The 15,120-nt window shown below is 71.4% G+C and carries 14 protein-coding genes and 1 riboswitch; of the genes, 7 read left to right on the plus strand and 7 right to left on the minus strand.

What is annotated here, in order from left to right; genetic code table 11:
• The first annotated feature begins 510 nt into the window (after positions 1-510).
• From ASE15_RS21315 to ASE15_RS00440, 5 genes are all read left to right on the plus strand, one after another.
• Positions 511-1,476 carry a dimethylarginine dimethylaminohydrolase family protein gene (locus ASE15_RS21315; RefSeq protein WP_056760481.1) on the plus strand — a complete coding sequence of 322 codons (966 nt, stop codon included), beginning with the start codon at positions 511-513 and terminating at the stop codon, positions 1,474-1,476.
• Between the two features lie 137 nt (positions 1,477-1,613).
• The gene (locus ASE15_RS00425) at positions 1,614-2,846 is read left to right on the plus strand and encodes an aspartate aminotransferase family protein (protein WP_056761349.1); all 1,233 of its coding nucleotides are present in this window, start codon (positions 1,614-1,616) and stop codon (positions 2,844-2,846) included.
• A 10-nt stretch (positions 2,847-2,856) separates the two neighbouring features.
• Positions 2,857-4,128 carry an aminotransferase class I/II-fold pyridoxal phosphate-dependent enzyme gene (locus ASE15_RS00430; protein ID WP_056760484.1) on the plus strand — a complete coding sequence of 424 codons (1,272 nt, stop codon included), beginning with the start codon at positions 2,857-2,859 and terminating at the stop codon, positions 4,126-4,128.
• Positions 4,129-4,285: 157 nt separating this feature from the next.
• Positions 4,286-5,293: an ATP-binding cassette domain-containing protein gene (locus ASE15_RS00435; protein ID WP_056645464.1), complete on the plus strand. Its 1,008-nt coding sequence runs from the start codon at positions 4,286-4,288 to the stop codon at positions 5,291-5,293.
• Positions 5,293-6,135 (plus strand): ABC transporter permease, encoded by an 843-nt coding sequence (locus ASE15_RS00440; protein WP_056645461.1) that lies wholly within the window; start codon positions 5,293-5,295, stop codon positions 6,133-6,135. The genes ASE15_RS00435 and ASE15_RS00440 overlap by 1 nt, the downstream gene beginning before the upstream one ends.
• Before the next feature lie 83 nt (positions 6,136-6,218).
• On the opposite strand, the gene ASE15_RS00445 is transcribed toward ASE15_RS00440, so the two are convergent.
• From ASE15_RS00445 to ASE15_RS00455, 3 genes are all read right to left on the minus strand, one after another.
• Complete coding sequence (locus ASE15_RS00445) at positions 6,219-7,166, minus strand: universal stress protein (protein ID WP_056645459.1); 948 nt, start codon at positions 7,164-7,166, stop codon at positions 6,219-6,221.
• 266 nt (positions 7,167-7,432) lie between these two features.
• Positions 7,433-8,071: a C40 family peptidase gene (locus tag ASE15_RS00450; protein WP_231907562.1), complete on the minus strand. Its 639-nt coding sequence runs from the start codon at positions 8,069-8,071 to the stop codon at positions 7,433-7,435.
• A 149-nt stretch (positions 8,072-8,220) separates the two neighbouring features.
• A riboswitch (cyclic di-AMP (ydaO/yuaA leader) is annotated at positions 8,221-8,410 on the minus strand.
• Between the two features lie 221 nt (positions 8,411-8,631).
• Positions 8,632-9,348: a metal-dependent transcriptional regulator gene (locus ASE15_RS00455; protein WP_056645453.1), complete on the minus strand. Its 717-nt coding sequence runs from the start codon at positions 9,346-9,348 to the stop codon at positions 8,632-8,634.
• 132 nt (positions 9,349-9,480) lie between these two features.
• Here ASE15_RS00455 and serC point away from each other — a divergent pair, with 132 nt between their 5' ends.
• On the plus strand, positions 9,481-10,614 hold the full coding sequence (gene serC, locus ASE15_RS00460; protein WP_235534043.1) for a phosphoserine transaminase: 1,134 nt from the start codon (positions 9,481-9,483) through the stop codon (positions 10,612-10,614).
• A gap of 112 nt (positions 10,615-10,726) precedes the next feature.
• Here serC and ASE15_RS00465 read toward each other — a convergent pair whose 3' ends face one another.
• Entirely contained in the window at positions 10,727-12,070 is a 1,344-nt protein-coding gene (locus tag ASE15_RS00465; protein WP_056760487.1) for an MFS transporter, read from the minus strand.
• Complete coding sequence (locus ASE15_RS00470) at positions 12,067-12,534, minus strand: MarR family winged helix-turn-helix transcriptional regulator (RefSeq protein WP_056645445.1); 468 nt, start codon at positions 12,532-12,534, stop codon at positions 12,067-12,069. Before ASE15_RS00470 ends, ASE15_RS00465 begins: the two co-directional genes overlap by 4 nt.
• 107 nt (positions 12,535-12,641) lie before the next feature.
• Between ASE15_RS00470 and ASE15_RS00475 the strand changes: the two genes are divergently transcribed.
• Positions 12,642-13,109, plus strand: coding sequence for a hypothetical protein (locus ASE15_RS00475; RefSeq protein ID WP_235534045.1), 468 nt, complete (start codon positions 12,642-12,644; stop codon positions 13,107-13,109).
• A 126-nt stretch (positions 13,110-13,235) separates the two neighbouring features.
• On the opposite strand, the gene ASE15_RS00480 is transcribed toward ASE15_RS00475, so the two are convergent.
• Together ASE15_RS00480 and ASE15_RS00485 are read right to left on the minus strand one after the other, a co-directional pair.
• Positions 13,236-13,991, minus strand: a complete 756-nt coding sequence (locus ASE15_RS00480) for a DUF6270 domain-containing protein (RefSeq protein ID WP_157277080.1) — start codon at positions 13,989-13,991, stop codon at positions 13,236-13,238.
• On the minus strand, positions 13,988-15,091 hold the full coding sequence (locus tag ASE15_RS00485; protein WP_235534047.1) for an LCP family protein: 1,104 nt from the start codon (positions 15,089-15,091) through the stop codon (positions 13,988-13,990). The genes ASE15_RS00480 and ASE15_RS00485 overlap by 4 nt, the downstream gene beginning before the upstream one ends.
• Positions 15,092-15,120 lie beyond the last annotated feature (29 nt).

The following is a 15,120-nucleotide window of genomic DNA, read 5'->3' on the forward strand; positions in this document are numbered from 1 at the left end:
CGGTGGGGAAGTCGTCGCGTCGGCGACGGGGTCGGCCCCCGAAGGAGTCGAAGGCGCCTGCGCGGCCGGAACGGTCGCGGGGCGGGCGGGAAGCATCTGGGTGCTGGTGGGGGGTACGCATGTGGTGTCTCCTGTGATGAGTCGAGCGTGTCTGGGGAGCCCCTTCGCGGGGCGTCCGAGCGCTGGGCTCGGGTGGCGGGTGCCGGCGGGTTCTCGTCGGTTCTCCGACGGGCCCTCGGCCTGACATCCGGGTCCTCGACGCGGTGCGTTCTTCCGCACTCTCTGCGTCGACGAGTTAAAGATATATCGTTGACGTATCGATAGTCAACCCCTGATCTCGATCGTGTTCCGGGGCCGGTCCGCCGACCACCCAAGTCACCGTCCAGGTCGTACAGTGACGGGAAGGCCTCGGACCGGCTCGCGACCCGGGGTCCCGCAGCAGACACCGTGCAACGACGCACACCCCGCACCGTCGCACGTCCCACGCCCACCCAGACCCCAGAGGCGCAGATGACGACCAGCATCCCGGGACCCACGCAGGTCCCCCGGCACTACCTCATGTGCCGCCCCACGTACTTCACCGTCAGCTACGAGATCAACCCGTGGATGGACCGCGCCCGGCCCGTCGACACCGCGCTCGCCGTCTCCCAGTGGGAGCGCCTGCGCGACGTGTACCTCGACCTCGGGCACCAGGTCGACCTCATCGAGCCCGAGCCCGGCCTGCCCGACATGGTCTACGCGGCCAACGGCGCGACCGTCGTCGACGGCCTCGTCTACTCGGCCCTGTTCCGCCACCCCGAGCGCGCCCCCGAGGGCCCCGCCTACCTCAAGTGGTTCGCCGACCGCGGCTACGTGACCCACTCGGCCGACCACGTCAACGAGGGCGAGGGCGACCTGCTCGTCGCGGGCGACGTCGTCCTCGCGGGCACGGGCTTCCGCACCGAGGTCAGCGCCCACCAGGAGGCCGCCGACCTGTGGGGCCGCGAGGTCCTCACGCTCGAGCTCGTCGACCCCCGCTTCTACCACCTCGACACCGCGCTCGTGGTGCTGCGCGGCAGCGAGGGCGACAACGGCAGCGACGGCACGGCGCGCGTCACGCCGGGCGGCACACCGCCGCCGCTCCTCTCCCCCCTGCCCGACGGCGGCGCTCCCCCGCGCGACGCCCCGCACCTCACGCACGCTCGCCCCGCCGAGGTGACGGTCGACGTCGCCTACTACCCGCCGGCGTTCTCCCCCGCGTCCCAGGAGCTCCTGGCCGAGCGCTACCCCGACGCCCACCACGCGACCGAGGACGACGCCCTGGTCCTGGGCCTCAACGCCGTGAGCGACGGGCTGCACGTGATCCACACGCCCGCGGCGACCCGCTTCGCGGCGGCCCTGGCCGAGCGAGGCTACGAGACCGTCGGGATCGACACGTCCGAGCTCCTGCGCGGGGGCGGCGGCTCCAAGTGCTGCACCCTGGAGATCCGGCCGTGAGCGCCCAGAGCCAGGCGGCCCCCGCGCCCGCGACCAGCCCGGACACCACCGACGCCGCACGGGCCCACGCGTCGGGAGCGGCGCCGTCGGGCACCCGCACGGACCGTCGCGACTCGCTCGCGCACAACTACCACCCGCTGCCCGTGACGATCGCGACGGGCGAGGGCGCCTGGGTCACCGACGTCGCGGGCCGTCGCTACCTCGACCTGCTCGCGGGGTACTCGGCCCTGAACTTCGGGCACCGCCACCCCGGGCTGATCGCGGCCGCGACCGAGCAGCTCGGACGCGTCACCCTCACGTCGCGGGCGTTCGACCACGACCTGCTGCACCCGTTCGCGGACCGGCTCACCCGGTTGATCGGGCCGCTCGTCCAGGGTGCCGACCACGGCACGCCGGCCGGACGGGCGGGCGAGAAGGGCGCCCCGGGCGACTCCGGCAGCGCCGTGATGGTGCCCATGAACACGGGCGCCGAGGCCGTCGAGACCGCGATCAAGATCGCCCGCAAGTGGGGCTACGAGGTCAAGGGCGTGCCGGCCGGGCAGGCGAGCATCGTCGTCGGGCACGGGAACTTCCACGGGCGCACCACGACCATCGTCTCCTTCTCCGACGACCCCGACGCGCGCGACGGGTACGACCCGTTCACGCCCGGGTTCCGCCTCGTGCCCTACGGCGACGCCCGTGCCGTCGCGGACGCGATCGACGAGACCACGGTCGCCGTCCTCATGGAGCCGATCCAGGGAGAGTCGGGCGTCGTCGTGCCTCCCGACGACTACTGGCCCGCGCTGCGCCGCGTGTGCGACGAGCGCGACGTCCTGCTGATCGCGGACGAGATCCAGTCCGGCCTGGGCCGGACCGGGACCACGCTCGCGTGCGAGCTGTGGGACGTGCGGCCAGACCTGGTGACGCTCGGCAAGGCCCTGGGTGGCGGCGTCGTGCCGGTCTCGGCGGTCGTCGGGCGGCGCGAGATCCTCGACGTGCTGACCCCCGGGACGCACGGGTCGACGTTCGGGGGCAACCCGCTCGCGTGCGCGGTGGGCCTCGCGGTCGTCGGGCTCCTCGAGACGGGCGAGCTCCAGGCCCGCACGCGCGACCTGGGCGGGCACCTGCACGAACGCCTCGGGAGCCTCGTCGACGAGGGGCTCCTGACGGGCGTCCGGGGCGTGGGGCTGTGGGCCGGGATCGACCTCGACCCCGCCCGCGGGACGGGCCGCGACCTGTGCGAGGCCCTGCTCGCGCGGGGTGTCCTGGCAAAGGACACGCACGGCTCGACCATCCGGCTCGCGCCCCCGCTCGTGATCGAGCGTCCAGACCTCGACCTCGGGATGGCCGCTCTGCGTGACGCCCTGACGCAGCTCGCCGCAGATCGGTAGAGTCCGGAGGGTGACCACTCCTGCCTCTGACACCTCCACCCGCCTCGCCGAGTGGCAGCAGGCCTACGCTGACCTGCAGTCCCTCGGCCTGAAGCTCGACCTGACGCGCGGCAAGCCCTCCGCCGAGCAGCTCGACCTCTCCGACGCCCTCCTGGCACTGCCGGGCGCAGGAACGGTCACCGACGCCGACGGCACCGACGTGCGCAACTACGGCGGGCTCGACGGCCTGCCGCAGATCCGCCGCATCTTCGCCGAGCTGCTGGACGTCCCCGTCGCCCAGCTCCTCGCAGGCGGCAACGCGAGCCTCACGCTCATGCACGACACGCTCGCGTTCGCGATGCTGTTCGGTCTGCCCGGCTCCGAGCGCCCCTGGTCCCGCGAGGAGAAGGTCCGGTTCGTGTGCCCGGTCCCGGGCTACGACCGGCACTTCGCGCTGTGCGAGGCGTTCGGCATCGAGATGGTGACCGTCCCCATGACGGCCGACGGTCCCGACGCCGAGGCCGTCGCGGCCCTCGTGGCGGACGACCCGAGCATCAAGGGCATGTGGGTCGTGCCCACCTACGCGAACCCGGACGGCTCGGTGGTCTCGCGCGAGGTCGCCCAGCGCCTCGTGTCGATGCCCGCCGCTGCGCCCGACTTCCGCATCATGTGGGACAACGCGTACGCGGTGCACCACCTCACGGACGTCGAGACCGAGTCCGCGCCCGCGCTCGCACTGGCCGCCGAGGCCGGCAACCCGGACCGCGTGCTGCTCTACGCCTCGACCTCCAAGATCACGTTCCCCGGTGCGGGGGTCGCGTTCCTGGGCGCCTCCCCGGCCAACATCGCCTGGTACAAGAAGCACCTCGCGGCCCAGTCGATCGGCCCGGACAAGATCAACCAGCTCCGCCACGCCGAGTTCTTCGGCGACGCCGAGGGCGTTCGTGCCCACATGCGCAAGCACCGGGACGTGATCGCACCCAAGTTCGAGGCCGTCGACACGATCCTGCGCGAGCGCCTCGGGACGGACGGTGTCGCGTCCTGGACCGCGCCGCTCGGCGGGTACTTCGTGTCGCTCGACGTCGTGCCGGGCACCGCGGCGCGCGTGGTCCAGCTCGCCAAGGAGGCGGGCATCGCCCTGACGCCTGCGGGGGCCACGTTCCCGTACGGCAAGGACCCGCAGGACGCCAACATCCGCCTGGCCCCCACCCTGCCCCCGCTCGACGAGGTCCGGGTCGCGATCGACGGTGTCGCGACGTGCGTGCTGCTCGCCGCGGCGGAGAAGGCGGCTGCGGACGCCTGACCCGCCCCGCTCCCGACGGACGGCCCCGGACCTCTGGTCCGGGGCCGTCCGTCGTCGCATGATGGAGATCTCGGCCGCCCGGCACCGATGAGTTCTCACGCCACCGCCGGTCGAACCTGGACAGACCCGTGCACCACCCACGACTCAGGGAGCACGTATGACCAGCGCACCAGATCTCGCGATCGAGGCCCACGGCCTCGTCAAGCACTTCAAGGAGACCCGGGCAGTCGACGGGATCGACCTCGCCGTGCCGACCGGCACGGTCTACGGGGTCCTCGGCCCCAACGGCGCGGGCAAGACCACGGCCGTCCGCATGCTCACGACCCTCCTGCGCCCCGACGCGGGCACGGCCCACGTCCTGGGGCACGACGTCCTGGCCCAGCCCGACGCCGTCCGCTCGCTCGTGGGTCTCACGGGCCAGTACGCGTCGGTCGACGAGGACCTGACCGGCGCGGAGAACCTGATCGTCATCGCGCGGCTCTACGGGTTCTCGAAGCCCGCGGCGCGGCGCCGGGGCATGGACCTCATGGAGGCGTTCGGCATCGCCGAGGCCGCGAACCGGCCCGTCAAGACGTACTCGGGCGGCATGCGCCGCCGCATCGACCTCGCCGCGAGCCTCGTCATGAGCCCCCGGGTGCTGTTCCTCGACGAGCCGACCACGGGGCTCGACCCCCGCAGCCGCAACCAGGTGTGGGACATCGTGCGCGTGCTCGTGGCCGACGGCGCGACCGTGCTGCTCACGACCCAGTACCTCGAGGAGGCCGACCAGCTCGCGGACCGCATCGCCGTGATCGACCACGGCAAGGTCATCGCCGAGGGCACCGCGACCGAGCTCAAGCGCTCGGTCGGCGAGGGGTCGGTGAACCTGCGTCTCGCCGACTCGTCCGAGCGCGCCCGGGCCGCGGAGATCGTCGAGCGCGTGCTGCGCGCGGAGGTCGTGCTCGCGCCCGACCCGTACGCGTTCTCGGCGCGCGTGCCCGACGACGGCGCGGACCTGGCAGCACAGCTCCTGCCCGCTCTCGCGGACGCGGGCATCGGGGTACCGGAGTTCACGCTCGGGCAGCCGAGCCTCGACGAGGTGTTCCTGGCGCTCACGGGCCAGCCGGTCGACGAGGAAGACCAGAACCGAAGTGGCACCACGAGCCACACCGAGGAGGTGGCCTGATGGCCGCGACCCAGACCGAGGTGATCACCACCCCGGAGGCACAGACCCTGCGCGAGGCCATCGCGATCGACCAGCACCCGACCCGGCCGTCGCCGCTCGCGAACACCCTGACGTTCGCGTGGCGGGCGCTGCTCAAGATCAAGCACGTCCCCGAGCAGCTGTTCGACGTCACGCTGACGCCGATCATCTTCACGCTCATGTTCACGTACCTGTTCGGTGGGGCGATCGCCGGGGACACGACGACCTACCTGCAGTACCTGCTGCCCGGCATCCTGGTGCAGACGGTCCTGATCATCACGGTCTACACGGGCTTCACCCTGAACACCGACATCACCAAGGGGGTGTTCGACCGGTTCCGCTCGCTCCCGATCTGGCGGCCCGCCCCGATCGTGGGCGCGCTCATGGGAGACACGGTCCGGTACACGATCGCGTCGGTCATCACGGTGGGCCTGGGGCTCGCGATCGGCTTCCGGCCCGACGGCGGGCTGGTCGGCGTCCTGCTGGCCGTCGCCCTGCTGCTGGTCTTCGCGTTCGCGATCAGCTGGATCTTCACGATCCTGGGCCTCGTGATGCGCACGCCCAACGCGGTCATGGGCGTCTCGATGCTGGTGCTCATGCCGTTGACGTTCGCGTCGAACATCTTCGTCGACCCGGACACCATGCCCTCGGCGCTACGCACCTGGGCCGAGATCAACCCCGTGAGCCACCTCGCGACCGCGGTCCGCGCCCTCATGGCCGGCACCGCCACGTTCGACCAGATCGGGTGGGTCCTGCTGGCCTCGGTGCTCCTCACGGCCGTCTTCGCGCCGATCACCATGCACCTGTACCGCACGCGCAACTGAACGCGCCCCGGCCGCCGGCGTGCCGGAGCGGGCGTGACCTCGAGATCACGCCCGCTCCGGCACGTCCACGCGGTGCGGTGTCGTCAGCCCTCCGCCGAGGCGCCCTTCGCCACCGGGGGCTTCTCGTCCTCGCAACGCTTGGTCACGACCATGACGGGGCAGGCCGAGTGGTGCAGGACCGCCTGGCTCGTCGAGCCCAGGAGCAGCCCCGTGAACCCACCACGCCCGCGCGACCCGACCACCACGAGGTCCGAGGCCGTCGAGAACTCCGTGAGGAGCTCGGCCCCCGTCCCGTCGAGCACGATCCGCTTGATGGGGACGTCGGGGTTCTCGGCCTCGTGCCGGTCCACGATGACGTTGAGCCCCTCGGTGATGTCGTCGAGGACCTGCTGGTGGTCGATCGAGGCCGGCAGCCAGGCGAGCAACCCGGCCCCTGCCCCGACGGGCACGCCGGCGACGGCGACGAGCTCGGCGCTCCACGCCCTGGCCTGCTTGATGGCGTGCCGCAGGGCGATGTCGGCCGACGGTGAGCCGTCCACGCCGACCACGATCCGCTTGAGCGGCTGGATCGCCGGCAGCTCGCCGCCCTCCCCGCCCGACTTCAGGGGCACGACGACCGTGGGGCACCGCGAGTGCGCGGGCAGCGCCGACGAGACGGTGCCGAGCAGACGCTCGGTGAACCCACCCCGCCCGCGGGTCCCCACCACGACCAGGCTGTAGTCCTTGGAGAGCTCGACCAGGACACCGGCGGCGTCGCCGGTCGCGATCGCGGCGGTCGTCCTGACGCCCGCGGCCTCGGCCCGCTGGGTGGCCTCGGCCAGGACCGCCTTGGCACCCTCCTGGATCGCGGTGTCGTCCAGGGCCGCGTAGCCGCCGTCGAGCGAGGCCGCGGTGAAGGACGGGAGCGAGTACGAACACACGACGTGCAGGGGCCAGCCGACCTGGCGCGCGTACGCAGCCGCCCAGTCCAGGGCGTGCAGGCTGGGCTCCGAACCGTCGACCCCGACGAGCACGATCTCTGCACGAGTCATGGTTTCATCTCCTCCCGATGGTGAAGCACCATCCTGAGACAAACCTATCGAAAGAACAGGCAAAGTCCACCGAGGCGCCGGACCCCCGGAGGGGCGGGTCGCTCCCTCGTCGGCGCACTGCGCTCCCACGGCCCGCCTGCCGTCGGCCCGGCCCTCGCTCCCCCGCGAACGACAGCACCCCGTCACCCTGCACGAGGCAGGGTGACGGGGTGCTGTTCGAGCTGCGGAAGATCGCTCCCGCGAGGCTCAGAGGCCTGCGAGGGGACTCAGGCGACGCGGATGAACGTGGGGTTCGACTGCCAGATCTGACGGAACTGGATCGTCTTGCCGGGACGCGGTGCGTCGATCTGCATGTTGTCACCGGCGTAGATCGAGATGTGGCCGGGGGTCCAGATCAGGTCGCCGGGCTGAGCGTCGGCACGCGACACCTTGGTGCCGACGTTGCCCTGGGCGCTCGACTGGCGCGGGAGGGTGATGCCGACCTGCGCGAAGACGTAGCTCGTGAAGCCGGAGCAGTCGAAGCCGTCCGGGGTGGTGCCGCCGTAGACGTACGGGACGCCCACGTAGCGGCTGGCGATCGAGACGATCGCGCTGCCGTTGGCCGAGGCCGGGACGGAGACCGAAGCAGCCTTCTCGGTCGTCGACGTGGTGGCCGTGGTGTTCGCGGTGCGTGCGGCCGAGCGCGAGGAGGCCTGCGTGGCGCGCTCGACGACGGGCTCGGGCTCGGGCTCAGGAGCGGGGGTCACGGCGACGGCCGCGCTCTCGATCGTGAAGCCGGCCTCAGCGGCGACCGTGACGGACGGAGCGGACTCGAGCGCGGCGCGGGCCTGCGTCGTGAGCGCGTTCAGGTCGACGGTGTTGAGCTTGGCCGTGTCGTGGTCGACGGGCGCAGCGTTGGCGGGCATCGCACCCAGCATCGAGACGATCAGTCCCGACGAGGCAGCGACGACAGCGGTGCGGCGGCCGACGGAGGAAGCCGTCGCCGCCGAAGCAAGGGTGGAAAGCGGGCGTCGCGCTGCACGGTGGCGTGCGCCGGTCGTGACTGCGTTCACTGGATACCTCTCCTGGACGCCTGCGAGGTCAGCTGTCGGGTTCGGGTGGGAGAATCACCCGGCCGTCAGGACCGAGGTCCGTCTGGCTTCACCCCAAGGGCACCGTTTCCGGTACCCGAATTTGGGTCCCCCGTCCCTGTCATCGGGTCGTGGTGCTCCTCGCGCGGTGACAGGGTTCGGCGTTCCGCGCAAGGGCCTCGACGGACGATTCATCCGTGAAGCAGAACCGAACGTACACGACCTCCGGGTGAATGTCACGTTCCCGTCACGACGCCCTGGAAAGGCCTGGTATAGCAGGACGAACCGGCACAAGATCGTTGCCCCGGGCACCCCGAGAAGGCGCCGAGAACACCGCCGCCCCGCACCCCACGAAGGGGGTGCGGGGCGGCGGCGGAACCCGTGGTGCGCTGCGCTCAGGGCGCCGTGACGAAGATGTGGCGAGCGACGTCGTCGGGCAGGTCGAGGACCGTCTCCGCACCTTCCGCGGACACCGTGAACGACCCCGCCTCCGGCGTGACGGTGACCTCCTGGCGGGGCAGGATGCCCGCGGCCGCGATGCGGGCCAGCAGGTCCGTGTCCGTCTGGAGCGGCTCGGCGATGCGCTGCACGACCACGCGCAGCCCGCCCGGCTGGCGTCCCGCGCGGTCCGCGGCGGCCACGTACGCCGGCAGGGACACCACGCCGTCGAGGTACTCGATCTCCTGGATGTCCTCACCCAGCTCCGAGAGCCCCGGGATGGGGTTGCCGTAGGGGTCGTAGTGCGGGTGGTCGAGCAGGCCGATGAGGCGCTTCTCGACGAGCTCGCTCATGACGTGCTCCCACCGGCAGGCCTCGACGTGCACGAACTCCCAGTCGAGCTTGATGACGTCCGTCAGCAGTCGCTCCGCGAGGCGGTGCTTGCGCATGACGCGCTGAGCCTTGGCGTGGCCGTCCGGGGTGAGCTCGAGGTGACGGTCCCCCGTCACGACGACGAGACCGTCCCGCTCCATGCGGGCCACCGTCTGGGAGACGGTGGGTCCCGAGTGTCCGAGTCGCTCCGCGATGCGCGCACGCAGGGGGACGATGCCCTCCTCGTCGAGCTCGTAGATGGTCTTCAGATACATCTCGGTGGTGTCGATCAGGTCGGTCACGTCGCGCTCCTGTCGCTTGGGGGCTTGGGGGCACCTGCCGCACCGGCGGGCCGCTGACCTTAGTTTAGGTCCGAGCCACCGACATTGTGGACGCCCGACGGTGTTCGCGCCAGGCCGGACTATCGTTGCCCTGTGCCTGAGCCCACCCAGATCACCGTCCCCCCGCACCTGCTGCCCAGCGACGGCCGCTTCGGCTGCGGGCCCTCCAAGGTCCGCGACGCACAGGTGCGCGCGCTCGTCGAGGCCGGCACGTCCGTGCTCGGCACCTCGCACCGCCAGGCACCGGTCAAGTCCCTGGTCCGCCGGATCCGCTCCGGGCTCACGGACCTGTTCGACGCCCCCGAGGGGTACGAGGTCGTGCTCGGCAACGGCGGGTCGTCGGCGTTCTGGGACGTCGCGACGCTGTGCCTGGTGCGCGAGCGCGCCCAGCACGCCGCGTTCGGCGAGTTCGGCGCCAAGTTCGCGACCGCGACCACCCGCGCACCGTTCCTCGAGCCCTCGCAGGTCGTCACCGCTCCCCCGGGGTCGGTCGCGCTCCCCGAGCTCGCGGACGGCGTCGACGTCTACGCCTGGCCCCACAACGAGACCTCGACCGGAGCCATGGCCCCCGTGCGCCGCGTCCCGGGATCGCGCGAGCAGGGCGCGCTGACGCTCGTCGACGCGACGTCGGGCGCGGGCGCCCTCCCGGTCGACCTCGCCGAGACCGACGTCTACTACTTCGCGCCCCAGAAGGTCTTCGGGTCCGACGGCGGGCTGTGGGTCGCGATCCTGTCGCCCGACGCCGTCGCGCGCCTCGAGGAGATCGAGTCCGGTGACCGCTGGGTGCCCGAGTTCCTCTCTCTCCAGGCGGCGCTGACGAACTCGCGCCTGGACCAGACGCTCAACACCCCGTCGGTCGCGACGCTCGTGACGTTCGCCGAGCAGGTCGACTGGCTCAACGAGCAGGGCGGCCTCGCATGGTCGAGCGCCCGCTCGGCGACCTCGGCACGCACGCTCTACGCGTGGGCCGAGTCACGCGAGTGGGCCACGCCGTTCGTGACGCGCCCCGAGGACCGGTCCACCGTCGTCGGGACCATCGACCTGGACGAGTCGATCGACGCGACCCAGGTCATCGCGGCGCTGCGCACCAACGGGATCCTCGACGTGTTCCCCTACCGCAAGCTGGGCCGCAACCAGCTGCGCATCGGGATGTTCCCCGCGATCGAGCCCACGGACGTCGAGCTGCTCACGCAGAGCATCGACTTCGTGGTCGACGCGCTGGCCTGAGCCCTGAGACACGACGCGGCCCGCCCCGGACGTCCGGGGCGGGCCGCGTCTGTGTGTGCGCCTGCTCGAAGCGATCGCTCGCCGCGGCCGCTCGGCCCGTGGCCGAGCGAGGTCAGGCCGCCTCGGCCACGTCCTGCGCGTCGTCGACGCCGAGCCGTTCGCGCGCGTCGCTGCGGCTCGCACGCCGCGCCGCGCCGCCCGCGGGGTAGGTCACCAGGAGGTGCGGGCGCTGCGTCACGCGGTAGCTGACCGTGAACTTCCAGTTCCGCATGGCCCAGATCGCCGCGCCCACCGAGACCAGGAGCGCCGTGATGGAGCCGATCCCGATCGCCCAGCGAGGCCCGTAGGCCTCGGCGATCCAGCCGACGATCGGTGCACCGACGGGCGTCGCCCCGAGGAACACGATCATGTACAGGGACATGACGCGCCCACGCATCACGGGGTCCGTCGTCATCTGGATGGTCGTGTTGGCCGCGGTCATCATGGTCAGCGACGCGAAGCCGACCGGGATGCACGCGAGCGCGAACGTCGTGTAGCTCGGCATGAGGGCCATGACCCCCGTGGCCACCGCGAAGCCGAACGCGGACCCGATCACGAGCCGCACGCGCGGCCGTTCGCGCCGCGCCGCCATGAGGGCGCCGGTCAGCGAGCCGATCGCGAGGATCGACCCGAGCATCCCGTACTCGCCCGCGCCCATGCCGAACTCGACGCGCGCCATCATGGCGGACGTGAGCTGGAAGTTGAGCCCGAACGTGGAGACGACGCTCAGCACCACCATGATGACGATGATGTCGGAGCGTCCGCGCACGTAGCGGATGCCCTCGCGGATCTGCCCCTTCTCGCGCGACGCGCTGGGCAGCTTGTGCATCTCGCGCGTGCGCATCCGGGACAGCGCGAAGATGGTCGCGCCGAAGCTGATGCCGTTGATGATGAACACCCAGCCCGTGCCCACCGCGGCGATCAGCAGGCCCGCGACGCCGGGGCCGATCAACCGGGCCGCGTTGAACGACGCGCTGTTGAGGCCCACGGCGTTGGACAGCTTGTCGCTCGGCACCATCTCGGCGACGAACGTCTGGCGCACGGGGCCGTCGAGCGCGGACACGCACCCGAGCGCGAGCGCGAACCCGTAGACGTGCCACAGCTCGACGTGCCCCGAGAGCACCAGGGCGCCGAGCCCGAGCGCGAGCACGCCCGAGGCGCCCTGCGTGGCCATGAGCATCTTGCGGCGCGGCAGCCGGTCCGCCAGGACGCCCGCCCACGCGGACAGCGCGAGGACGGGCGCGAACTGCAGGGCCGTGATGACTCCGACGGCGACACCGGAGTTCGCCGTGAGCACCGTCAGGACGAGCCAGTCCTGGGCGATGCGCTGCATCCAGGTCCCGACGTTCGCGACGAGCGCGGAGCCGAACCACAGGCGGTAGTTGTAGTACTTGAGGGAGGAGAACGTCGCGCTCATCGTGCGGCGATCCGGGTCAACAGGTCACTGGCGCGGGCCAAGGTCTCTCTTTCTTCGTGGGTCAGGCTGGTCAGCTGCTGGGTGAGCCACGCGTCGCGGCGGCGCCGGGTCTCCTTGACCTCGAGCACACCGGCATCGGTCAGCGCGACGACGACCTGGCGCCCGTCCGTGGGGTGCTCGACCTTGTGGACCAGGCCGAGCTCGACGAGCGCGTTGACCGTGCGCGTCATGGAGGGCGGCCGGATGCGCTCGTGCGTGGCCAGCGCACCGGGGGTCATGCCGCCGTGCTTGTGGAGCACGGTCAGGACCCCGAACTGGCCCTCGGGGAGGTCGGCGCCGCCGCGCTGCGAGCGCAGTGCGCGCGAGACGCGGGTCAGGGCGACCCGCAGGTCACCACCGAGAGTCGCGGGCCGACACTGCGCCTTCGTGGGGGACGAGGACGTGATCGGTTCCGCAGCAGGCATCTCTTTACCTTAACTCATTACCTTAGGTAAGGAAAGGGTTCGGGTGGGACGAGAACGCTCCCGACGGGGCACCCGACTCGCCCCGAACGTCCGCTATGGTGTGCGCCGTGCATCAGGAACTCACCCTCGCCGAGACGCTCCACCTCCTCGGGCTCATGGGCCGCAATCTGCCGTCCTTCATCACCTCCGTCTCGGGGCGCGACGACGCGCTCGACCTCGTCGCGGAACCGCGCCAGGTCAAGCGCCTGCCCGCCCCCCTCAAGCTCGCGACCCGCCTCGCGCCCACGGTCCGCGCCACGCTGCGCGTGGTCGAGGTGACCGACGGCGTCGCGACGTTCTCCGTGGACGCGCACGCGGGCGGCTTGCCCGCGCACAAGCTCCTCGGCCTCGCCGCGAGCCGGATCGAGACGGTCGTCACCGCCAAGGGGCTGCCGGCCGGCTCGGTACGCGTCCTGCCCGACGCGAGGATCGCGCTCGACGTCCAGCGTCTCCTCCAGGCCCGCCTCCCCGGCGCCAGCGTCGCGGACGTGTCGTTCCGGGACGGGCTCGTCGTGCTCGACGGAACCGCTGCCTGACCGACCTCCCCAGGGTCCCCTCGACCCGTCCCGCCGCTCAGCGACGCCCTGCGACGCTCAGCGGCGGGACCAAGCCACTGTTCAGTGGCGGGGCAGGCCGCCCTCAGCGCCCGGCGACGCCGTCGCTCAGCGGCGGGGCGACGCCGTCGCGCGGTCCAGCAGATCGAGGAAGGTCCGGTAGTACTCCTCGACGTAGTGGACGGGCGAGCGCCCCCACCGGTGGTCGGGGTCACCGACCACGAGGTGCGCCGGCACCCGGACGAACTGGTGCGGCGCGAGATCCTGCCGCAGCCGCCCGTACATGTGCTCGAGCAGATGGTTCGCCTCCGCCGACGCCTGGTAGTCGAACTGTGTCCCGTCGGCACATCGTTCGGCCCAGCGGGCCCGATGCACGACGATGCGGTCGAGCACGCCGGCCGCCCTCGCCTCGGCCATGAAACGACGACGACCGGCCTCCCAGGCCATCAGGAAGTCGATCGATCCGGGAACGACCCGGTGGAGGTCGGGCGAGATGCCGTCCGCACGCAGGAGCTCCGCCGACGGGGTCCCGACGCCTGAGCGGTCGTCCACCAGAAGCCCGTAGCGCTCGTCGACGAGGTCGACGACGATCACGTCCGCCTGCAGGTCGGCGAGGTCGCGCCAGAAGTGCTTGCCCAGGTCGCGATCGACCATCCGCCGCTGGAAGGGGGACGGGATGGTCGAGGTGTCGACCCCCTGAAGGCCGTGGTCGGCGAACGCGCTCGCGAGCGAGCTGCGCGCGTAGTAGTCCACGAGCTGGAAACCCGACTCCCCAGGGAGCGCGAACGCATCGCGCGTGACACAGCTCCCGTGGATCAGGACGGACCGTGCAGCGCTACCTGTCGAGCCGTTCGGAGCCTTCACTTCACCGTCGCGGGGAGCACCGTGAGCACTCCCTTGTTCTCCTCGACGAACTGCGCGGCGGTGTCGCTCGCGAACGACGCCATGAGGGGGTCGAGCAGCTCACGGTTGAGCACCACGATCGACTGGCCGTCCGCCGAGCGGCCCGTGCCGTTGTGCGGAGCCGTGAGGAACGTGACGTCGTTGGTCGACAGCCCGCGCGCGCTCATGTACAGGTTCTGGATACGGTCCATCGTGAACTGCTCGTCGACCGCCACGGACTGGCTGAAGGCCGTGAAGAACGACGTCATGAGAGGCACGTCGTTACGGTTGTTGTTGACCTTGGCAAGGATCGAGCGCATCCAGTTCTGCTGACGCTGCGCACGACCGAAGTCCCCGTTGGGCAGGCCGTGACGCTGACGTGTGTAGGCGAGGGCCTGCTCACCGGTCATGATGTGCACCCCGGCCGCGAACTGGACCTTCTTGCCGTCGTTGATGTCCTCGGGGATGCGGATCTGCACGCCGCCCAGCGCATCGGTCAACGACGTGAAGGACGTGAAGTCGGTGAGCGCGAAGTGGTCGATCCGCACGCCCGTGAGCTGCTCGACGGTCTCGATCATGAGTGCCGGGCCGCCGTAGGAGAAGGCCGCGTTGATCTTCGCCTCACCGTGCCCCGGGATCGGCACCCAGCTGTCACGCGGGAACGAGACCACCTGGGCGGACTTCCGGTCAGCCGGCAGGTGGACGAGCATGATCGCGTCGGTGCGCTGCGCCCCTGCCTTCCACTGCGACGGGTCCCCCGCCGAGATGCGGCTGTCCGACCCGAGCACCAGGATGTTGACGGCCTCGTCGGGCACCTCGGGGTCGCTCGGCGCGGCCTCCGGCCGGTTCTGGATCCCCTCGAACGGGTCGGCCAGCTTCTCGATGTTGCTGTCGAGATTGTTCCGGAAGGCGACCACGGCCGCGACCCCGCCCAGGCAGAGCACCGCGACGAGCGTTCCGAGGACGATCAGCGCCGTCCTGGCGCCTCGCCTGCGCTTGCGGACATGACGGCGACCTGCCCCGACGTCGCCGGAACCTGGGGTGGACTCGGTCCCGACGGGGAGCAGCTCGTTGTCTGACACGGCAAGGATCTTAGGACACCGGCAGTGCT

This window comes from Oerskovia sp. Root22 (genome assembly GCF_001429135.1).
Lineage (GTDB): Bacteria > Actinomycetota > Actinomycetes > Actinomycetales > Cellulomonadaceae > Oerskovia > Oerskovia enterophila.